This is a genomic window from Prauserella rugosa (genome assembly GCF_000719975.1).
GTDB lineage: Bacteria > Actinomycetota > Actinomycetes > Mycobacteriales > Pseudonocardiaceae > Prauserella > Prauserella rugosa.
The window spans coordinates 1-20,314 of the sequence record NZ_JOIJ01000012.1; the positions used below are offsets into that span (position 1 = coordinate 1).

At 68.1% G+C, this 20,314-nt stretch carries 18 protein-coding genes, 1 tRNA gene and 1 pseudogene; 12 read left to right on the forward strand and 8 right to left on the reverse strand.

The features are described 5' to 3' along the window. A pseudogene (locus IF64_RS27710) lies at positions 1-207 on the forward strand (hypothetical protein); the annotation flags it as partial. A 535-nt stretch (positions 208-742) separates the two neighbouring features. Here the strand turns inward: IF64_RS27710 and IF64_RS0116930 are convergent. Then, positions 743-819, reverse strand: a tRNA-Arg gene (locus IF64_RS0116930). A 132-nt stretch (positions 820-951) separates the two neighbouring features. On the opposite strand from IF64_RS0116930, the gene IF64_RS0116935 reads away from it, so the two are divergent. Continuing rightward, complete coding sequence (locus tag IF64_RS0116935) at positions 952-1,869, forward strand: GNAT family N-acetyltransferase (RefSeq protein ID WP_342779906.1); 918 nt, start codon at positions 952-954, stop codon at positions 1,867-1,869. A gap of 1 nt (position 1,870) precedes the next feature. On the opposite strand, the gene IF64_RS0116940 is transcribed toward IF64_RS0116935, so the two are convergent. From IF64_RS0116940 to IF64_RS0116960, 5 genes are all read right to left on the reverse strand, one after another. Continuing rightward, the gene (locus IF64_RS0116940) at positions 1,871-2,293 is read right to left on the reverse strand and encodes a cold shock domain-containing protein (RefSeq protein ID WP_051757948.1); all 423 of its coding nucleotides are present in this window, start codon (positions 2,291-2,293) and stop codon (positions 1,871-1,873) included. A gap of 130 nt (positions 2,294-2,423) precedes the next feature. Then, on the reverse strand, positions 2,424-3,188 hold the full coding sequence (locus IF64_RS0116945) for an SDR family NAD(P)-dependent oxidoreductase (RefSeq protein WP_030533107.1): 765 nt from the start codon (positions 3,186-3,188) through the stop codon (positions 2,424-2,426). Between the two features lie 13 nt (positions 3,189-3,201). After that, the gene (locus IF64_RS0116950; RefSeq protein WP_030533108.1) at positions 3,202-4,602 is read right to left on the reverse strand and encodes a TRAP transporter large permease; all 1,401 of its coding nucleotides are present in this window, start codon (positions 4,600-4,602) and stop codon (positions 3,202-3,204) included. Further along, positions 4,599-5,087, reverse strand: coding sequence for a TRAP transporter small permease (locus IF64_RS0116955; RefSeq protein ID WP_246134670.1), 489 nt, complete (start codon positions 5,085-5,087; stop codon positions 4,599-4,601). Before IF64_RS0116955 ends, IF64_RS0116950 begins: the two co-directional genes overlap by 4 nt. Before the next feature lie 27 nt (positions 5,088-5,114). Further along, entirely contained in the window at positions 5,115-6,122 is a 1,008-nt protein-coding gene (locus IF64_RS0116960) for a DctP family TRAP transporter solute-binding subunit (protein WP_030533110.1), read from the reverse strand. A gap of 137 nt (positions 6,123-6,259) precedes the next feature. Between IF64_RS0116960 and IF64_RS0116965 the strand changes: the two genes are divergently transcribed. The 5 genes from IF64_RS0116965 to IF64_RS0116985 are packed head-to-tail and all read left to right on the forward strand — an operon-like array spanning position 6,260 to position 11,649. Further along, complete coding sequence (locus IF64_RS0116965) at positions 6,260-7,174, forward strand: IclR family transcriptional regulator (RefSeq protein ID WP_211252602.1); 915 nt, start codon at positions 6,260-6,262, stop codon at positions 7,172-7,174. Further along, positions 7,171-8,343 carry an acetyl-CoA acetyltransferase gene (locus IF64_RS0116970; protein ID WP_030533112.1) on the forward strand — a complete coding sequence of 391 codons (1,173 nt, stop codon included), beginning with the start codon at positions 7,171-7,173 and terminating at the stop codon, positions 8,341-8,343. Before IF64_RS0116965 ends, IF64_RS0116970 begins: the two co-directional genes overlap by 4 nt. Beyond that, positions 8,340-9,962, forward strand: coding sequence for an AMP-binding protein (locus tag IF64_RS0116975; protein ID WP_211252603.1), 1,623 nt, complete (start codon positions 8,340-8,342; stop codon positions 9,960-9,962). Before IF64_RS0116970 ends, IF64_RS0116975 begins: the two co-directional genes overlap by 4 nt. After that, positions 9,959-10,855, forward strand: a complete 897-nt coding sequence (locus tag IF64_RS0116980) for a PCC domain-containing protein (protein ID WP_048807700.1) — start codon at positions 9,959-9,961, stop codon at positions 10,853-10,855. Before IF64_RS0116975 ends, IF64_RS0116980 begins: the two co-directional genes overlap by 4 nt. Further along, positions 10,852-11,649: an SDR family NAD(P)-dependent oxidoreductase gene (locus IF64_RS0116985; protein WP_030533115.1), complete on the forward strand. Its 798-nt coding sequence runs from the start codon at positions 10,852-10,854 to the stop codon at positions 11,647-11,649. The genes IF64_RS0116980 and IF64_RS0116985 overlap by 4 nt, the downstream gene beginning before the upstream one ends. Before the next feature lie 18 nt (positions 11,650-11,667). On the opposite strand, the gene IF64_RS0116990 is transcribed toward IF64_RS0116985, so the two are convergent. Together IF64_RS0116990 and IF64_RS0116995 are read right to left on the reverse strand one after the other, a co-directional pair. Further along, positions 11,668-12,765: an NAD(P)/FAD-dependent oxidoreductase gene (locus IF64_RS0116990; RefSeq protein WP_030533116.1), complete on the reverse strand. Its 1,098-nt coding sequence runs from the start codon at positions 12,763-12,765 to the stop codon at positions 11,668-11,670. 10 nt (positions 12,766-12,775) lie between these two features. Then, the gene (locus IF64_RS0116995) at positions 12,776-13,654 is read right to left on the reverse strand and encodes a MurR/RpiR family transcriptional regulator (RefSeq protein WP_169741956.1); all 879 of its coding nucleotides are present in this window, start codon (positions 13,652-13,654) and stop codon (positions 12,776-12,778) included. A gap of 129 nt (positions 13,655-13,783) precedes the next feature. On the opposite strand from IF64_RS0116995, the gene solA reads away from it, so the two are divergent. The 5 genes from solA to IF64_RS0117020 are packed head-to-tail and all read left to right on the forward strand — an operon-like array spanning position 13,784 to position 20,304. Further along, a complete protein-coding gene (gene solA / locus IF64_RS0117000) occupies positions 13,784-14,962 on the forward strand; it encodes an N-methyl-L-tryptophan oxidase (protein WP_051757934.1) in 1,179 nt (392 codons plus the stop codon). Further along, entirely contained in the window at positions 14,959-17,016 is a 2,058-nt protein-coding gene (locus IF64_RS0117005) for a hydantoinase/oxoprolinase family protein (RefSeq protein ID WP_030533119.1), read from the forward strand. The genes solA and IF64_RS0117005 overlap by 4 nt, the downstream gene beginning before the upstream one ends. Then, complete coding sequence (locus IF64_RS0117010; RefSeq protein ID WP_036876955.1) at positions 17,013-18,737, forward strand: hydantoinase B/oxoprolinase family protein; 1,725 nt, start codon at positions 17,013-17,015, stop codon at positions 18,735-18,737. The genes IF64_RS0117005 and IF64_RS0117010 overlap by 4 nt, the downstream gene beginning before the upstream one ends. 5 nt (positions 18,738-18,742) lie before the next feature. Continuing rightward, positions 18,743-19,732: a tripartite tricarboxylate transporter substrate binding protein gene (locus tag IF64_RS0117015; RefSeq protein ID WP_084705924.1), complete on the forward strand. Its 990-nt coding sequence runs from the start codon at positions 18,743-18,745 to the stop codon at positions 19,730-19,732. Positions 19,733-19,761: 29 nt separating this feature from the next. Then, positions 19,762-20,304 (forward strand): hypothetical protein, encoded by a 543-nt coding sequence (locus tag IF64_RS0117020; RefSeq protein ID WP_145600272.1) that lies wholly within the window; start codon positions 19,762-19,764, stop codon positions 20,302-20,304. Positions 20,305-20,314: the final 10 nt, after the last annotated feature.

Sequence of the window (20,314 nt, forward strand, 5' to 3'; positions counted from 1 at the left end):
ACGAACGCCGCGCCGACACCTTCACAGCCTTCCTCGCGCTGGCCGCCGCCCTCGTCTGCTTCAAACGACTCCAACAAACCAACTGAGACAAGCTCTAAAACGTCCCGTGTCGACGTCACGGTCGTCGCAACGGAAGGAACCGAGAAAAGCTGCGAGATCGCCGATGAGATCGCCGCGATGGTCGAGCCGAAGCTGCCGGAGGGCTGAGCCCTCCAGCGGCCAAGACGACTGACAGATCCACCCATGAGAACGCGGTGCGCCCTCCTCATTCGCCCAAGAGAAGCGAGATTTTCCAGAAGAACCGCGAGAGTCCCACGGACACGGACCGAGCAGCGTCTGTCAAAATCCGGGACGAGCAGGGTACTGACGAGCCCAGGATGCCGGCATGGGAATCAAGACGACCGAAACCCATAGCCGACAGTTGGCTCAGATTCCCGACGCCGCCGGATGCCTTCTCGTGCTCGGATTCTCTGAAAGCCAATGCGCAATAGTCCACTCTCGACGAACGCGCTGCCATGCGACCCCGCCTGCGCATTGCACACGAAGGAACACAGACTGTGACACCGGACTCGCGGCGCTGGGAGTTGGCCCCACCGCACGCCAGCTGCGTACGGTCACGCTAGGCGACAGTCCCGCAGGATCAGCTCGCGACCACGGTCGGTACTTTCTCGCTGATACATCGCGAACTGCTGGATCTCCGGTTCGAGTCCGGGAGATCAACTTGTGCTCTCACCTGCGGAGATGGTGCCCCCGGCAGGACTCGAACCTGCGACCTAGAGATTAGAAGGCTCTTGCTCTATCCAGCTGAGCTACGGAGGCCTGGCGACGGCCGCGCCGGACCGCGAGGGCCTAGTTTAGTCATCGCCGCTTGGGGGATCGTTCGAAGCGCCCGATTCGTTTCACTTACGCCCCATGGTGCTACGTGGATCACACCCGTACCGGTGACCGGCCGTGCTGTCGATCACTCGTGGCACGCGGGTCCTCGGCTCTCCCCTTCCAGCACACCATAGGCTCATCGTCCGTGACGACGAGCCGCCCCTCCGCCTGCCCGACACCGGCCGCCTGCCCGACACCGACCGTCTGCCCGACACCGGCCGCATGACCACCGACCGCATGACACCGAGCGACACGACCGTCCTCGACGATCCCGTCGGCGCATCGCTCACCTCCACCCACGCCCACCTCGCCCGGAGCGTCGGCCGCGCGGTCGCCTTCCACCCCGACGTCGCGAGCTTCTGCTCGGTCGGCACCGACCCCGACCCCCAGAGCTGGAACGATCTGGCACAGCTACTCGGGCCGGGCGAGGTCGCCGACCTCTTCGACTGCCCCTCCGCGCCACCTTCCGACTGGGAACCGGTGTTCTCACTGGACGGCGTCCAGATGGTCGCCACACCCACCCTCGCCACACCCCGCCTCGCCGCCGCCACAGCCGACGCCGCGACCACAGCCGGTACCGACACCACCTCTCGCGTCGTCGAACTCGGCGCCGACGACGTGCCCGAGATGCTCGAGCTGGTACGCCGCACCGCGCCCGGCCCGTTCCGCCCCGGCACCCACGAACTCGGCACCTACCTCGGCATCCGCGACGGTGACACCCTCGTGGCCATGGCCGGACAGCGGCTGCGTCCACCCGGGTGGAGCGAGATCAGCGCCGTCTGCACGGCTCCGGAAGCGCGGGGACGCGGCCACGCCACCCGGCTGATCACGCAGCTCGCCGCCCGCACCACGGCCGACGGCGAACGTCCCTTCCTGCATGCCGTCGCCACGAACACCGGCGCCATCGCGCTCTACGAACGGCTCGGCTTCACCGTGCGCAAACGCGTCACCTTCCGCGGATACCGGATACCGGACCCGCAGCCCGGCGCGTGAGTCAGGACTCGACCCAGTTGTGCCGTTCGGCCAGCTTCAGGATCAGCCTGCGCACCGCGACGACCTCCCCGCCCGACAGATCGGGCACACCGGCCAGGAGCAGCTCCGTCGCCTCCCGCTCGAGGTCGGCCTTCGTGAGCACGTCCACGCCGTCGGCCGGACCTTCCACGCGGGCCACGGGTACCGACACCGCCGGATCCTCACCTCCGGGTGACGCCGGCGCCGCCTCGAGCATGCGCACGTCCGAGGCCTTCAGTCCCCGGTCGCCCTCCTCGATCACGAACTCGACCCGCACGCCAGGCACGAACAGCGCCCGATCCATGTCGATGTCGTTGACATGGACGAACACGTCCTCGGTACCCCGATCCGGGGTGATGAATCCGTAGCCCTTGAGCTCGTCGAACCGGATCAACTTGCCGGTCACGGCCACGTCCGTATCCACCGCGAACACCACCACACACCCACACAGCAACCGATCGCGGACGGCAGCGCCTCCGCTCGCGCCGCAATCTATCAACGACCAGCGCGAACCGGGGCCGGAACGCCGGATCGGCTCAGCCGATGGCCGCTCCCCCGCACACCTTCAGCACCTGTCCGGTGACGAAACCCGCACCCGGCCCGGCCAGGTAGGCCACCGCCGCGGCGACCTCCTCGGGCTCACCCATGCGCTTGATCACCTGGTCGTCAAGGGCATAGGTGACGTTGCTGGTCAACGCGGTCGCGATCGGGCCGGGGGCGACGGAGTTGCACGTGATACCCGCCTCCCCGAGTTCCTTCGCCAACCACTTGGTCAGCGCGATGACGCCGCCCTTCGACGCGGCATACGCCGGGCCCGAGCGCCCTCCACCCGAGCCACCGGACCGGGGGCCGCCCATGATCCCCGAGATCGAACTGACGTTGATGATCCGACCGCTCCCCCTTGCCCGCATATGCGGCTCGACCGCACGGCAGTACAGGAACATCCCCCGCAGGTTCGTGTCCAGGTCGCGGTACCACTCGTCGTCGCTGATGGTCGCGAGGCCGTTGCGGCTGGCGGTGCCCGCGTTGTTGACCAGGATGTCGACCGATCCCAGCTCGGTCACGACGCCTTCCACCGACGCCGCGACCGCGTCCGCGTCCCGCACGTCCACGCGCTGGTACCGCACGCGCCGCTCCGGGAACTGGGCCGCGAGCGCGGTCACGTCGGGGGCGTCGTCTGCGATGTCGACGACCACGACGTCGGCGCCCTGACCGGCGAGCACCTGCGCAACGGACAGTCCGATACCGCGTGCACCGCCGGTCACCAATGCGACACGACCGGTGAGGTCGAAGGGATTCACCGCATGCTCCTTTCTAGAAGCCCAACAGATCCGGCAGCCAGTTCGACAGCGCAGGCACGTAGGCCACGAGGAGCACGACGGCGAGCCCGGCGAAGAAGAACGGGCGGATGCCCTTGACCACCTCGAGGAGCGGCACCTTCGCGATACCGGCCGCCACGAACAGATTGACGCCCACGGGCGGGGTAACAAGCCCCAGCGCCAGGTTGACCACCATCATCACGCCGATCGTGGTGACGTCGACGCCCGCCTCGAGCAGCACCGGTGCGATGATCGGGACGAACAGATAGAGGGCCGACACGGCGTCGATGAAGGCACCGACGACCAGCAGCACGATCACGGCCAGCAGGACGATCAACACCGGGCTGCCCGTCAGGCCCAGCAGCAGGTCGGACACGGTCTCGGCGATCTGGTTGGCGGTCACGACATAGGCGAACACCGACGCCGCACCGACGATGAGCATCACCACCGCCGACTGCGCGGCTGCGGTCACCAGAATGCGGTACAGCTGCCGCACGGCGATCTCGCGGTAGACGAACAGCCCGACCAACAGCGCGTACGCCGCCGCCACCACCGCCGATTCGGTGGGTGTCACGATGCCGCCGTAGATACCGCCCAGGATGATCAAGGGCACGAGCAGTCCGGGAATCGCGCCACCGAACGTCGCAGCGAGGCGTTTCATCGCCGGCCGGTGCGGCTCGTCCGGTTGCTCCGTGACACCGCCTCGCGGGCGATCCTCGTCGGCGTCACCGACCTCGCTCTCGGATGCGCCGCCGGAGGCCGCTCCGCCACCCACGGCGACCGGTTGCTCAGCAGTCGTGCGAGGCAGGAACAAGCTGGCGATCATCAGGGCGACGGCCAGCAGGATTCCCGGCACGATGCCGGCGACGAACAGGCGGACGATCGACACACCCTCGTAGTCGCTGACCACGACGGCGAAGATGATGAACGCCACGCTGGGCGGCACGATGATGCCCATGGAACCCGCGGTGGCGAGCAGGGACGTCGCATGCCGCGGGCGGTAGCCCTGCCGGATCAGCGCAGGAATGAGGATCGAACCGATCGCCGCCACGGTCGCCGGCCCCGAACCGGAGATGGCCGAGAAGAAGAAGGCGGCCACCACGACGACGATCGCGAGACCGTGCTTGCGCCGGCCCACACATGCCTGGGCGAAATCGACCAGCCTGCGCGAAATCCCGGCATACTCCATGATCACGCCGGCGAGGATGAAGAACGGGATGGCCAGCAGCGTCTCCGACGACACCGATGCGGTGAACACGCTCGGCACGATCGACAGCTCACCGAATCCGCCCATCGCGACGAGGGCGCAACAGGCGGCGACACCGAGAGCGAACGCCACCGGAACACCCAGCAGCAGCAACACCAGGAAGCTGCCGAAAAGAATGGCACCGATCACCGGTCCGCCTCCTCACTGGGCAACGCTTCCACGGTCGATCGCCGAAAGCCTGCTCTGCCCGCCTGTACGGCGCGGTACACGCCGAGGACCGCGCCCACGGGCAACGCTGCCGTGAACAGCCACTGTGGAAGTCCGATCGACGGTGTCGACCGGCCACTCCACGCTTGAAGCGCCGCGAGGTCGATTCCGAAGAACAACAACACCACGAAGAACGCGACGATCGCCGCGGTGATCAGCACCGTCATGACGCCGCGTACCGGGCCGCGTGCCGCCTCGTGCAGAGCGCTGAATCCGAGGTGCCCGCCTTCACGCAACGCGATGACGGCACCCATCATGACCATCCAGACGGCGAGGCTCACCGTCAGCTCCGAGGTGAACGCCAACGAGGCGTTCAGGAAGTAGCGACTGACGACGTTGACGAACGCCACGACCGCGACGACGGCGAACGGCGCCGCGGCCAGTACGTTCTCGACCGTCGTGAGCACGCGGTCCACAGTGGATCTCTGCACGGCTCAGCGCTCCGGGCTCACGGCGCGGACCATCTCCGGGCCCCACACCTCTTCGTACTGCTCGTACAGCGGGCCGACCGCACGCCGGAAACGCTCGATCTGGGCGTCGGACAGTTCGCTGGTCTCCATCAGCTCGGACTGCTCGGCGATCTGCTCCTGCTCCAGACCCCGGTTGGTCTTGATCTGAAAAGCGTTGGCGTCGGCGGCCGCGTCCTGCACGATCTTGCGGTCCTCGGGGCTGAGCGACTCGAACAGCTCCTGGTTCATCCCGAGCACGAGCGGGTCGTAGACGTAGTTCCAGATGGTCAGGTACTGCTGCACCTCGGCCAGGCCCGACGAGGAGATGACGTCCATCGGGTTCTCCTGGCCCTCGATCGTGCCCTGTTGCAGCGCGGTGAAGACCTCGGAGAAGTTCATCGTGGTCGGATTCGCACCCAGGTCGCGGAAGAAGTCGGTGAACATCCCGATGCCGGGGATCCGCGTCTTGATCCCGGCGAGGTCGGACGGCTGCTCCACGGGACGCATGTTGTTGGTGAGCTGCCGGAAGCCGCTCTCGCCGAAGCCGAGCATCGTGATGCCGATCTCGGAGGTCAGCTTCTCGTAGGCGGGGACGGCGCCGCCGTGCAGGGCGCGGTCGGCCTCGTCGTAGTCCTTGTAGAGGAACGGGGCGTTGATCGCGCCGAACCGGGGGTCGATACCGGCGTAGATGATCGTGGAGTTGTAGGAGAAGTCCTTGTCCCCGTTCATCAGCTGTTCGACCCCGGCAGCCGGGTCGCCTGCCGACAGCTGCTCGCCGGTGAACACCCGCAGCTGCATCCTGCCGCCGGACTCGCGCTCGAGCGTGTCGGCGAACCGCTCGGCCGCCTGGTACCACGTGGAGGATTCGCCCACCGTGACCGTCATGTCCCAGGTGTAGACCGGGCCGTCCGGTTGGGCGCTCGGCGAGCCGCACGCGCCGAGTGCCAGGCAGGCCAGCAGCGCCACGGCGCCGCGAAGGCGCTTCGACATCATTGTCCGTTCTCCTCGTCCGCCCGGAAGGGCACACCGATCTTGAGAGACCCGATGGGCCGTGTCAATCCATTGGGTGGATTCGCGGTCCATATCGTGGACCATTGCGGAGCGGCGGCGACCACCACATCATGGGAGGTGTGAGCGCCAATGCCGACGCGAATCGACCGTCGAACCCGCGTACCGACCACGGTCACGCTGCTCGCCGGTCCGCATCTTGGACCATCGCTCACACCCCGGACGAGACGCCGGGCCCCGCGGGGTCGCAGAGCATCCAGCGGGCGCTCGTGCTGCTGAACCTCGTCGGCGTACTCGCCCGTGACCGGCCCGACGGCGTCTCGCTCGCCGAGCTCACCCGCGTCAGCGGACGGCCGAAGGCGAGCGTGCGCAGAACCCTCGTGGCACTCGCCAGCGAGGGGTACGTCGAGCAGGATCCGGACACGGCGCTGTACCGCCTCGGCGTCCAGGCCCGGGTGCTGGGCGGCCTGGCGGGCCAGGACAGTGACGACATCGGCGCGTTGTGTACCGACAGCCTGATCCGGCTCGCCGACGCCTCGTCCGACACGTCGTTCCTGACCATGCGCCACGGCAGCTACGGCGTCTGCACGCACCGGCAGGAGGGTCCGGGCCCGATCCGGAACTACGCACTTGCCGTGGGTGATCGCCACCCGCTCGGGGTCGGTGCGGGCAGTCTCGCGATCCTCAGCGCGCTGCCCGACGACGACGTCGAGGCGGTGCTGGCCTCGACGTCCACGACCCGGCAGCGGTACCCGCGGTTCGACGACGCGTCCCTGTGGGAGCTCGTCCACCGTTCCAGGCAGGCCGGGTACGCCCTCAACGACGGCCGCGTCGTGCCCGGTTCGTGGGCGCTCGGCGTCGCGGTACCGGACGCCGCGGGACGGCCCGTTGCCGCACTCAGCATCGCCAGCATCGCGGAACGGTTCGACCGTCACCGCCAGGACGAACTCGCCGCACTCCTCCACCAGGAGGCGCGGACCGTCCACGCCGCACTGATCCGTTCACAGGAGTCCCGAGCGACGAGAGGTCGACCATGACACCCACTCCCGCCATCATCGGCTGGGCCCACTCCCCGTTCGGCAAGGCCACGGAGCCCGACGTCGAGGCGCTGCTGGTCGGGGTCACCGCGCCCGCTCTCGAGCACGCGGGCCTGACCGCCGACGACGTCGACGGCGTCTTCGTCGGGGTCTTCAACGGCGGATTCTCCCGCCAGGGCTTCGAAGCCGGCCTGGTCGGTGCGGGCAATCCCGACCTGGCCAGGATCCCCGCCGTGCACACCGAGAACGCCTGCGCCACCGGGTCGTCCGCACTGTTCGCCGCGCTCGATTTCGTCCAATCGGGACGCGGGCGCGTGGCGCTGGTGGCCGGGGCGGAGAAGATGACCGCCGCCGATGGCGACGTCGTCAACGACGCGCTGCTCACCGCCTCCTACCGTAAACAGGAGGAGCAGGCGGGCAGCTTCGCCGGCGTCTTCGCCGACATCGCACGCCGCTACTTCGAGCGCTACGGCGACCATTCCGACACCCTCGCCCGGATCGCCGCGAAGAACCACCGCAACGGCGTCGGCAATCCCTACGCCCACCTGCGCAAGGACCTCGGGTTCGAGTTCTGCGCCCAGGTATCGGAGCGGAACCCGCTGGTCGCCGATCCGCTGCGGCGCACGGACTGCTCCCTCGTGTCCGACGGTGCCGCGGCGCTCGTCGTGGCGGCACCGGACGTGGCGGCGAGCGCGCCCCGCGCCGTGGGATGGCGGGGACGTGCGCACGCCAACGATCACCTGCCGTTGAGCCGCCGCGCCGACGTGCTCACCTTCGAGGGTGCAGCGGACGCGTTCCGTGGCGCCCTCGCCGAAGCCGGCGTGCAACTGTCCGATCTGGACCTGCTCGAGACGCACGACTGTTTCACCGTCGCCGAACTGCTGCAGTACGAGGCGTTCGGCATCGCCGAACCCGGCAAGGGCGCGGCCGCGCTCGCGGACGGGCGCACCGAGCGCGACGGCGACCTGCCGGTCAACCCGTCGGGTGGCCTGAAGTCGAAGGGCCACCCGATCGGCGCCACCGGCGTCTCACAGCACGTCATGGCAGCGCTCCAACTGACCGGTGAGGCCGGCGACATGCAGGTCCCCGGCGCCCAGCTGGCCGCGGTGTTCAACATGGGTGGCGTCGCCGTGGCCAACTACTGCTCGGTGCTGGAGCGCGTCCGATGAGCGCCACGGCCTCGACCGCGACATCCACAGCACCGAAACCCGACACCGAGGCGGGATCGGCGACCCGGCCGCTCCGGGCCGTCAACATCGCCCACCTGCTCACCGCGACCGCCAGGCGCCTGCCCGAACGGGACGCCGTGGTGCGCGGACCGGAACGCCTCAGTTGGCATGAGCTCGACATGCGGGCCTCCGCTGTCGCCGCGGAACTGCGCAGGCGCGGCGTCGGCCGCGGGGACGCGGTGCTGGTCCACTCCCCCAACCACGTCGAGCTGATCGCCGCCATGTTCGGCGTGTGGCGGGCTGGCGGGGTGTTCGCACCGGCCAACTTCCGCCTCACCGCCTCCGAGGTCGCCGACCTCGCCGACCTCACCACGCCGACGGCCCTGATCTGCCACACCGACTACGGCGAACACGCCGCCGCCGTCGCCGACGCGGCGGCACTGCCAGGGGGCACGCTGTGGATCGGCGCAGAACCCGACATCCAGGGTGCGATCTCCGCGTTGCCGCAGCCGGATTCGGCGGAGCCCGACGAGGCAGTGTGGAACGGCGACCACGCGTGGTACTTCTTCACCTCGGGCACCAGCGGCAGGCCGAAGGCCGTGGTGCTCACCCACGATCGGCTGGGTTTCGTGGTCAACAACCACATCTGCGACCTCATGCCGGGCCTCGGCGCCGGCGACGCGCAGATCGTCGTGGCACCGCTGTCGCACGGTGCCGGTGTCCACCTGCTGCCCCAGGTCGCTCGCGGCGCCAAGACGGTGCTGCCGACGTCGCCCGGACTGGATCCCGCCGAGGTGTGGCGGCTCGTCGAGGACGAGCGGGTGACGAACGCGTTCACCGTCCCGACGATCCTGACGACGCTCACGCAGGCCCCCGAGGCCGCTCGGCACGACCTGAGTTCGCTGCGTTACGTCATCTACGCCGGCGCCCCGATGTACCGCGCCGACCAGGAACGAGCCCGCGAGGTGCTCGGAGAGGTGCTGGTGCAGTACTACGGGCTCGGCGAGGTGACCGGCAACATCACCGTGCTGCCGCCGGAGCAGCACGGGCGCCCTTCCCCCGACGGCGTCGAGTTCGGTACGTGCGGATATCCCCGCACGGGCATGCAGGTGAGCATCCAGGACACCGACGGCCGCGAGCTGCCACCGGGGTCCCAGGGCGAGATCTGCGTCGCCGGACCGGCCGTGTTCCCCGGTTACCTCCGCAACGACGAGGCGAACGCCGAGTCGTTCCGCGACGGCTGGTTCCGCACCGGCGATCTGGGCATGGTCGACGACGAGGGCTACGTCTACGTCACCGGCAGGGCGTCCGACATGTTCATCTCCGGTGGATCCAATGTGTACCCACGGGAGATCGAGGAGCGGCTCCTGCGGCATCCCGGGGTCGCCGAGGTGGCGGTCGTGGGTGTGCCCGATCCGAAGTGGGGCGAGATCGGGGTCGCGGTGTGCGTCGCCGCCGGGCACGCGCCCGTCAACACCGATGAGCTGCGGTCGTGGCTGGGCGACACACTGGCGAGGTACAAGATCCCGAAACGGTTCGTGTGGTGGGACGAGATCCCCAAGTCGGGGTACGGCAAGGTCGTCAAGCGCACGATCAAACAGCGCCTGGAGACGTCATGACCGACGTGGCCGGCCGACCCGGCGTTCCGTTGCACCATCCCGGACGGCCCGCGGCCGAACGCATCGTCTCCGTCCCGACCGACGTCACGGTGCTGCGCACGGAGCTTCCGCCCGGTGAGCGCGTCGCCGAGGCCCTGTGGCGGTTGACCGAGGGTGTCGGTGCCGCGGCGGCGAGTGTCGAACTGGCACACGGCTCGTTCGGAACGTTGCGTTACGTGCATCCGGCGATCGGCACCGAACGGCCCGCCTACTTCAGCGAGACGGTGGAACCGGAGGGGCCGTGCTTCGTCCTCACCGGTTCGGCGACGGTGGGCAGGCGCGACGGCGCGGGTTTCGCCCACGTGCACGCCACCTGGCTCGACGAACGCGGCCGCCTGCGGGGCGGGCATTTGCTGCCGGACACCACCGTCGGCACCGTACCGATCGAGGCGACACTCCGCGTTCTGTCCGATGTGGACCTCGTGAGCGAAACCTGTGCCGAGACGGAGATGCCGGCGTTCACGCCGTACCGCAGGACACCGGCCACCCGGATCCGGGCGGTGTCGTCGCGGATCCGGCCCGGAGAGGACCTGTGTACCGCGGTGGCGACCGTCGCGCGGCGGGCCGGGTTCGACTCGGCGCTCGTACGGGCGAGCCTCGGCAGCCTCGTGGGAGCCCGACTGCGGTCGGGTGCCGGGGAACCGGTCGAGGTGGACTGGCCCGCGAGTGAGGTGACGTCGCTGACCGGGACGGTGCGGGGTGAGGACGTGGCGCTCGTCGCGTCCATGGTGGACCGGCACGGCGAGGTGTTCTCGGGCGTGATCCTGCCGGGTGAGAACCCGGTGGCCGTGACGTTCGAGCTGTATCTGGAGGACGCGGGCGTGCAGAACGGGACGGAAGGGGCGATCTCATGAGCGAGCGGCGTCTCGCAGGGCGCACGGCGCTCGTGTTCGGCGGAGGCGGCGGTCCGGAGGGCGTGAACAACGGCCAGGCCGCGGCGATGACGTATGCGCGGCACGGCGCGAAGGTCGCGGTCGTGGACGTGTCCGCGGAGGCGGCGAACCGGACCGCCGACGCGGTGCGGGACGAGGGCGGTACGGCCCTGGCGATCACCGCCGACGTCACGGTGTCCGAACAGGTCGAGGCGGCCGTCCGGGAGGCGACCGGCGAGCTGGGTCCCGTCGACGTCCTGCACAACAACGTCGGTGTGACGGTGCTGGGCGGGCCGATCGAGTTGAGCCTCGAACAGTGGCGCCGCGCGTTCGCGCTCAATGTGGACGGTGTGTTCCTGGCCTGCAAGCACGTACTGCCCTCGATGCTCGAACGCGGGCGCGGGGCGATCGTCAACGTCTCCTCGCTGGCGGCGCTGCGGCACGTCGGTTACGAGTACCCGGCGTACATGTCGGCGAAGGCCGCGGTGAACCAGGCGACCGTGTCGCTCGCCCTCACCTACGCCGATCGCGGTATCCGCGCGAACACGGTCGCGCCGGGCTTCATCGACACGCCGCTGGTGCGCAAGCAACTCTCGTCGCAGGCGGAGTCGATCGACGAACTCCTCGCAGCGCGCAACGCGGCGAGTCCCACGGGAACCATGGGCACGCCCTGGGACGTGGCCAACGCGAGCCTGTTCCTCGCCTCCGACGAGGCCGCCTACGTCAACGGCGTCTGCCTGCCCGTCGACGGAGGTCTGGCGATGTCCTGCTCCTGATCCCCGCGACCGCTCGCGTCACTGCTCGCCGGGCCGCCGCGGAGGCTCAAGGGCGCCGGACGACTCCGTGAATCGGCCGGGCCGGTACGGCTCGAGCCGGTTCTGTCGCTCGCCGCAGATCTCGCGTGCAGCCAGCTCCCCCAGTAGGGGGGCGAGAGTCACACCGCTGTGCCCGGCCAAGGCATAGGTGCGAGGACCGACGTAGCCTGCGACGGGCAGTCCGTCTGACGGCAGTGAACGCACTCCCAGCACGGCGTTCTCCAAGACCGCACTCACTCCGAGCCGCTCAGCCGCCCGGCGCCGCATGGTCTCCCTGACGTGCTCCGGCACCGGCTCCCCCGGAACTGCGAACCCGTCCTGGTCGAGAGTCTGCACCAGCACGCTTCCGCGATGGGCGGGACGAAGGTTGATGCCCTCGCTCGTGACCACACGCGACAACCGTGCCGACACCGGGCCGGTCGTGGCGAGGAAGCCCACAGCAGCGTTGCCGGGAGCGGGCTCGGTCATCCGCACTTCGGAAAGCAGCGCCGCGGTGTCCCGCCCGACGCAGGCGACCACGTGGTCGGCGGTACGTGTCGATCCGTCCACGAGTCGGACCGTCCCATCGCCTTCCACCGCAGTCACGCGCCTACCGGTCTCGATCGTGATACCCGGAGCTGCCGTCATGGCCGCCACATACCGCTCGGGGAAACAGTGCCCTTCATCGGGAAACCACGCCACCAGCGGATCTCCCCCGACCTGCACGTCAGGTTCCAGCTCGGCGGCGCGTGCAGGGGTCACGAACTCCGCCCGATACCCGCTGTCGCGCAAGGTCTCGACTCGATGGGTGAGGCGTTGCCGATGTGCGTCGTTCGTTGCGAACTCCAGGTGCCCGGTCGGGACGAGCCATCCGCGCGGCACGCCGCCGAGCCGGACGTGCTCGCGCATCGCGTCCGCGTTGAGTTGCTGATAATGCATGGGTCGCTTGTTGTTGGCGTTGACCCACGCGAACGTGGTCGATGACGTGCCGCCTGCCGGTCGGCCGGCATCCAGCACGGTGACCTCATGTCCCCGCACCGACAACGCGGACGACACGGCGGCTCCCAGCATGCCTGCTCCGACGACCAGCACGCGCATGGCGGTCCTCCTACTCGGTGGGCAGCGGCGTGACGTCGAGCTCGGCACCGACGACACTCGCCCGGAGAGCGTTGACCAGGCCGAGTGCGTCGACCGCGGTGTCGTGCGTAGCGGACGCCACGCTGAGTGTGAGCGCGTGTGCAAGTACGAGACCGGCAGTGAGCTCGCTCGCGGCCGTCGTCGTCGACTGCGGGGTCGACAACACCGCATACACCTTCGACGCCAGCGCCATACCGAGGCTCTCGGTAATCACGACAACGCGGGCGCCGACCGCGTTCGCATGGTCGACAATCACCGAGATCTCCCGGAACTGGCGGATCGGTGCGAACACGATGACGAGTTCGCCCGGCCGCAGCGTCAGAAGCTCGTCGGCCAACCTGACCCCGGTCAGTCCGCTGCCGCGGGCGTGCACGCCGATGCGCTGAAGTGAAAGTCGAAGGTAATCCGCAAGGCTCTCAGCCGGCCCGATTCCGTAGGTCAGCACCGAGGGTGCGCCGATCACGGCATCGACGGTGCGTTCCCATGCGTCGATGTCCAAGCCTCGACGTAGTTGACCGAGCAGCGCCATGCTGTCGTCGAGCACCCTGGCGATCTGATTGTCCTCAGTGGATACCCGCGCAAGCCGGTCGTCCATGGTCGCCGCGAGGTCACGTTGCCGAGTCAGCACATCGATCATGCTGCGTTTCAGTTCGCGAAAACCCTGATAGCCCAGCGCTTTCGCCGCACGGACCACCGTGGCGTCACTGGTCCCGATCTGCGCGGCCAGTTGGATGGCCGAACAGGACACCACAATCTCCGGGTGGTCCGCCATGTACTGCGCGACCGTCCTCTCGCTGGCTGACATCCGGTCGGCGAGCGCAGCAACGCGTTCGTGCAGTGGCGGGTCCACCGGCGATTCGGCGTCCCCGGATTCGACGCCCGACTTGTTACCTGTCGTTTTCATTACAGTATTGACCCCCTCTTGTCGTGAAGCCTACATTAGCGCGATCGAACGAGCCCGTACATCGTGGAGGTTGCCATGACGGAGTGGGCGCCCGGTCATTCCCGCGCCCCGCTGCTCGATGCCGACGTCATCGTGGTGGGCGTCGGAACCATGGGCAGCATGGCGTTGTGGCATCTCGCCGATGCGGGGATCCGCGCCATCGGCCTCGAGCAGCACGCTGAGTTGGGGCACGAGTACGGGGCAGCCGGGGGCCGCACCCGTATCTTCCGGATCGCCTACAAGGAAGGCAGCTGGTACGTCCCCCTGCTGCAGCAGGCCCGTCACTTGTGGTCGGCTCTCGAGAAGGCAACCGGTACCGCGCTCCTTCGGCCGACCGGAGCACTCAGCATCGGCCACCCCGACCACCCCGACATCGCCGAGGTCCTACACAGCGCCGACGAGTTCGACCTGCCGGTCGAGACGTTGGACGGCGCTCAACTCGCCTCGCGCTTCCCGACCCACGTACTGCATGGCGACGACGTAGGCGTACTCGATCCGCAGGGCGGGCTACTCCTCCCGTCCGAGGCGATCCGTGCCGCTGCGGGTTACGCCACCGAGCACGGCGTGGACATCCGGACCGGCATCCGCTGCACCGGTATCGAAGAAGCCGGCGACCACGTGCGGGTCCGCACCGCGGACGGCGAACTCAGGGCAGCACGGGTACTCGTCTGCGGCGGCCCGTGGACCGCGCAACTCTTACCGGGCATTCGGGACGGTTACGAAGTACGCCGCGTGGTTCTCCACTGGTTCCGGGCGCTCGATACCGACGCCTTCACTCCTGAACGCTTCCCGGTCGGGATTCGCCGAAGCGGTGAGGACGCCTCGTTCTCGTTCTTCCCTTCGGCAGGGGACAACAAGGTCAAGGTCAATCTCCATGTTCCCAAGGACACTGTGCCCGACCTGTCCGCGTTCGACGCCTCTGTCCCTTCCGAGTACACAGCTCGTGTCGAGAACGCGATCGGCCGCGTGCTGCGCGGACTGGAGCCGAAAGCGGCCGACGCTCGTGCCTTCATCGAGGGCTACACGCCGGACAACCACGGACTCATCGGTAGTCCGCCGGGTTACGACCGGGTGCTCTCGATGAGCGGATTCTCCGGACACGGTTTCAAGCTCTCCCCCGTTCTCGCCGGTCTCGCCGTGGACGCCCTGCTCCAACGCGGTGACGGCATACCCGATCGCCTCGCTCTCGCCAGAACCCTCGAGGAGAACGCATGATCCGCATCGGAGTCGACGTCGGCGGCACGTTCACCGACGTCACCGCGCTCGACACGAGCACCGGCTCGTTCCACGTGTTCAAATTGCCGTCGACCGGGCACGATCAGTCGATCGCGGTCACCGACGGGATCACCAGCGTGTTGTCCGCAGCGGGTGGTTCAGCCGACGACGTGACCTACCTCGGTCACGGCACCACCGTGGCGACGAACGCGCTGCTCGAGCTGAAGGGAGCGAGGACAGCTCTCCTGGTAACCGGGGGCGTACCGGATGTCCTCGAGATCGCTCGCCAACGACGGCCGCACCTGTACGACCTGTTCGCCGACAAGCCGCGCGTGCTCGTCCCACGCGAGCTGACGTTCGGCGTCACGGAGCGGCTGGCGGCCGACGGCCAGGTCGTCGTTGAACTCACCGACGAGGAGATCGACCGGGTGGCCCGGAAGCTCGGGGAATCCGGCGCCCAATCGGTGGCCGTGTGTTTCCTGCACAGCTACCGGGATGCCGGCCATGAGGTACGTGTGGCAGAGGCACTGGCCCGGCAACTTCCCGATGTGTTCGTGTCCCGATCCAGCCGTGTGGCACCGGAGTTCCGAGAGTACGAGCGGTTCTCCACAGCCGTCATCAACTCGTTCATCGGACCGACGGTGTCCCGCTACATCCGCAGGCTCAGCGAACGCGTGCAAGACGCAGGAATCCCTGTGGGGCCGCGCGTCATCCAGTCGAACGGCGGGCTGGCCTCCACCGAGACCGTGGCTGAGCGGCCCGTCACCACCCTGCTCTCGGGTCCGAGTGCGGGCGTGGTCGGTGCGAGCTTTCTCGCGGCACTGGCCGGCGTCAGCGACCTCATCACCTTCGACATGGGAGGCACATCGACCGATGTGTGCCTGATCCGGGGCGGGGAACCGGCCGCTGCCAATGAACGTGGCCTCGGCGGCTATCCCATTCGCGTCCCCTCCGTCGACGTACACACCATCGGCGCCGGTGGCGGCAGCATCGCCTCCGTCGACGACGCGGGCGGGCTCCGAGTGGGCCCGGAGAGTGCAGGCGCCCGACCAGGACCCGCGGCCTACGGCCACGGCGGCACTCAGCCCACCACCACGGACGCGAACGTGGTGCGAAGCAGGCAGAACCCGGCCAGCGCGCTCGGGGGCAGCATGCCTATCGACAGCGACGCAGCACGACGAGCCGTCGACACCGTGGCCAACGGATTGGGCACAAGCACGATGGAAGCCGCCCGAGGCATCGGCAGGCTCGCCAACTCACACATGGCACGGGCCGTACGGCAGGTCTCGGTGGAGGCAGGTGAGGACCCACGCGACTACGTCCTCATGGCGTACGGAGGCGCTGGGCCGCTCCATGCCGCCGAGGTCGCGGCCGAGGTCGGGATGACCAGGCTCCTCGTCCCACCGCATCCGGGCACCTTGTGCGCCCTCGGCTTGCTCGTCAGCGACGTCCGAAGCGAGTTCACCCGGTCGTTCCTGCGCAAGGCCGACGCTTCCACGATCCCGGCACTCAACGATGCCATCGCGACGCTCGTCGACGAAGGTCGAGAGTGGCTCGCCGCCGAAGCACGGATCGCCGACCGGCACGATGTCACGGTCCTCGCGGACGCCCGGTATCCACGGCAGAACTTCGAGCTGCGCATCCCACTACCCGCCGAAGGGTTCGACGACGCCACACTGGCGTCGCTGGTCGCCGACTTCCACGCTCGACACGAGAAGGCCTACGGCTTCTCCCATCCCGAATCCCCGGTGCAACTGGTGAACCTCCGCGCAGTCGCGCACGGCACCGTGCCCAAACCCGAGATGCCACGTATCGAACAGGGCACGGCGGATGTCGACGCAGCAGCCCTGATCGACACACGTCATGTCGACTTCGGCGTCGAGTACGGCACGGTCCCCACCCCGGTGCTCCAACGGGACCTACTCAAGGCACGCAACACCTTCGCCGGGCCCGCAATCGTCGAACAACTGGATTCGACGACCGTCGTACCACCGGGCTGGCGAGCGACTGTCGACGATTTCGGAAATCTGCTGATCGAGGTGACCGTACGATGACCACATCGGATGTCGACCAGGTAACCGTCCAGGTGATCGGAAACGCCATGTTGTCCGTCGCCGAGGAGATGGGCGCGGTTCTCCGGCGGGCAAGCTATTCCACCAACATCAAGGAGCGAGTCGACTGCTCGACAGCACTGTTCGACGCCCATGGGCAGCTTGTCGCACAAGCGGAGCACATTCCGATCCATATGGGATCGATGAAGGGACTCGTCCAATCGCTCCTCGACGACAAGGACACACGTCAGCTTTGTCCCGGTGACGTCTACATCACCAATGACCCCTACACCGGTGGTGGAACCCACCTTCCCGATATCACCATGGCGGCGCCTGTCTTCCACGAGGGAGCACTGGTGGGATTCAGCGCCAACATCGCGCACCACTCCGATGTCGGCGGACATGTTCCGGGCAGCAACTCCGGTGACTCCACGAGCATTTTTCAAGAAGGCCTGCGCATTCCCGCCGTACGGTTCATGATCGGCGGCGCCGTCAACGAGGAGGTCTTGGCCTTCGTCACCCTCAACTCGCGATTGCCCGAGGAACGCCGCGGTGACCTTCTCGCCCAACTCGCTGCGGTCCACACCGGAGGCAGGCGCTTCTCCGAACTGCACGCCAAGTACGGCAGCACTGTCATCGACACCGCGAGCGGGCAGCTGCTCGACTACGCTCGGCGCAGACTCGAGGTCGCGGTCGCCGCCATTCCCGACGGTACTTATCGGGCATCGGACTGGCTCGACAGCGACGTCCCTGGACAGGAGCCCATCCGGATCCAGACGGCTGTGACCGTCAGCGGCAGCGAGATATCCATCGATTTCGACGGCACCGGCCGTCAGGCCGACGTCGCGATCAACGTCGTCCGCTCAGCCCTCGAAGCGACCGTCTACTACGCGCTCAAGGCCGCTCTGGACCCGGAGATTCCCGCCAATGGCGGCTTCTTCGACGCGGTCCGGATCGACGCCCCATTCGGCAGCATCGTCAATCCTCGCCCGCCGGCCGCAGTGGCTGCGCGCACCGACGCCTGCCAGCGCGTCGCCGACGTGCTGCTCGCCGCGCTCGCCGTCGCCGTACCCGGCCGAGTGCCTGCCGGGTCGCACAGCTCGATCACCTACGTCACGTTCGCAGGCCCCGATGACGAGTTCTTCGTGTACCCGGAAGTCATCGCCGGTGGCGCAGGAGCACGCTCCGATCGCGACGGTCTCGACGCTGTCCAGGTCCATGTCACCAACTCGTCGAACCTCCCGATCGAAGCACTCGAGATCGAGTACCCGCTCCGCGTGGACACCTACGAGCTGATCACCGACTCCGGCGGTGCCGGCTGTTACCGAGGTGGCCTCGGAGTCCGGCGTGACATCCGTGTCCTGTCCCGCCGAGCCGACTTCTCCGCACATGCAGATCGGCAGACATTTCCGCCCCTGGGATTGGCCGGTGGAGAGGACGGCACCACCGGCGCGTTCGTGCTGCGCCCGGGGACGGATCGCCAGGAACGACTGCCCGGCGGCCGTGTCTCCGGGATCTCGCTCCGAGCCGGCGACGTGGTCCGAATCGAGAGCCCCGGTTCGGGTGGGTACGGCGACCCTCGCCGCAGACCGGCCGAACTCGTCGCCCACGACGTGGCGCAGGGACGGGTGAGCCCGGCGAGCGCACGCGAACGATACGGCGTCGTCCTCCTCCCCGACGGATCGCCCGACGTCGACGCGACAGCACGGTTACGTGAGGAGTGAGCGACATGCGCACGCGTATGGTCACGCGATCGATCGCAGCTCTGTGCACGGTGAGTGTGCTCGCGTCGTGTGCAGCCGAAGCAGAACCGGCTCGGTCGTACCCGAGCAGGTCGATCGACTACGTGGTGCCGTTCTCGGCGGGCGGATCGACCGACATCGCCGCCCGTGCCGCCGCGGATGCACTGGCCGGTGAGCTCGACACCCAGGTCAACGTCGTCAACAAACCCGGCGCCGACCAGATCATCGGCGTCAGCACGGTGCGGGAATCCGAACCCGACGGATACACGCTACTCGCCGACGGCGCGGGGTCGAGCGCTCTTCAAGGTTTGCTGCCGTACGTGCCGTACCCCTGGAACGACCGCACCTTCGTCGCGAAGTTCGCGGAAGGCCCGCACGTCTACGTCGTCGGTGGGAACTCGGGTTATCACGATTTCGACGATGTCGTCACCGATGCGCGTGAAGATCCGGAGAACTTCACCGTCGGTTGGATAGGCGGGAGCAGCACCAGCGACTACGCCACGCTTCAGTTCCTCGACGAAGCGGGAATCGACGCCGCGAAGGTCAAACGGGTTCCGTTCAACAGCTCCGGAGACGTGATGCGTGCCGTCGCCGCCGGAGACATCGACTTCGGAGCCGGGGGCGCCAGCTCCGCATTCAGCCTCAGCAGGACCGGCGAACTCAAGCCGATCGCGCTGACCGGTGACGAGCCGGTGAGCGAGCTGCCTGATGTGCCCAGTACCGCCGAGCTCGGCCACCCCGATCTCGACATGCAGTACTGGGTCGGCATCTCGGCCCCGACCGGGCTCCCTGCCGACATCACGAACAAGTTGGCCGATGCCGTCCGGGCGATTGCTGAAGATCCGGCCGTCGTCGACGCTCTCGACGCCGTCGGCCTCGCCCCGGCCGTGCGCACCGGCAGCGAACTGCGAACCGACGTCCAGGACGAGAAAGAGCGATTTACCAACTTGTCGGAACGAATCGGCGTCGCGGGATGACCCGCAGCCGATAGCTCGAGGGAGGCTCCATGGCCACACCCGCGTCGCGCCTTGCTCCCCACACTCGCGCGATACATGCCTACTTTCCGATGATCCTCCTGCTCCTCCTCGCCGGACTCGCCATCGAGGAGGGCGTGCGGCTCATTCTGGTCGTCGATCCGGCGGCGCAGGCGGACCTCGCAGGCTGGTACGTGTTGGTCCTCGGCATCATCCTCGCGGCGACGGCGGCCTACGGCGAACGACCGAGCCGTACCGGCGATCGGCCACCCGGCTCGCCCGCCGACGACGATGGCCACGAAGGGGGCGACGCGCAGTCCGCTGGGCTCGCCGGTCCGCTCCACCCGTACCGCGACATGGCCGTCTGTCTCCTGCTGGTGGCAGGCTACGCGGCGCTGCTCGACCCTCTCGGCTATGCCGTTGCCGGCATCGTGGTCGTGTTCATCTTCCTGCGCGCCATCTCGCGCTACGGATGGATCAAATCGCTCACGTACACGGTCGTCATGAACGCCGTTCTCATCACGCTGTTCGAACTCGCCGGGGTCGTGTTGCCGGCTGGGCTCCTGAGGTTCTAGGGAAGGTCCG

Coding starts and splice junctions, on each gene's coding strand:
- IF64_RS0116960 (WP_030533110.1), bottom strand. CDS start 6,122: ATGATGTCGAAGCGCCTTCGCGGCGCCGTGGCGCTGCTGGCCTGCCTG.
- IF64_RS0116970 (WP_030533112.1), top strand. CDS start 7,171: ATGACACCCACTCCCGCCATCATCGGCTGGGCCCACTCCCCGTTCGGC.
- IF64_RS0116975 (WP_211252603.1), top strand. CDS start 8,340: ATGAGCGCCACGGCCTCGACCGCGACATCCACAGCACCGAAACCCGAC.
- IF64_RS0116980 (WP_048807700.1), top strand. CDS start 9,959: ATGACCGACGTGGCCGGCCGACCCGGCGTTCCGTTGCACCATCCCGGA.
- IF64_RS0116985 (WP_030533115.1), top strand. CDS start 10,852: ATGAGCGAGCGGCGTCTCGCAGGGCGCACGGCGCTCGTGTTCGGCGGA.
- IF64_RS0116990 (WP_030533116.1), bottom strand. CDS start 12,765: ATGCGCGTGCTGGTCGTCGGAGCAGGCATGCTGGGAGCCGCCGTGTCG.
- solA (WP_051757934.1), top strand. CDS start 13,784: ATGACGGAGTGGGCGCCCGGTCATTCCCGCGCCCCGCTGCTCGATGCC.
- IF64_RS0117005 (WP_030533119.1), top strand. CDS start 14,959: ATGATCCGCATCGGAGTCGACGTCGGCGGCACGTTCACCGACGTCACC.
- IF64_RS0117010 (WP_036876955.1), top strand. CDS start 17,013: ATGACCACATCGGATGTCGACCAGGTAACCGTCCAGGTGATCGGAAAC.
- IF64_RS0117015 (WP_084705924.1), top strand. CDS start 18,743: ATGCGCACGCGTATGGTCACGCGATCGATCGCAGCTCTGTGCACGGTG.
- IF64_RS0117020 (WP_145600272.1), top strand. CDS start 19,762: ATGGCCACACCCGCGTCGCGCCTTGCTCCCCACACTCGCGCGATACAT.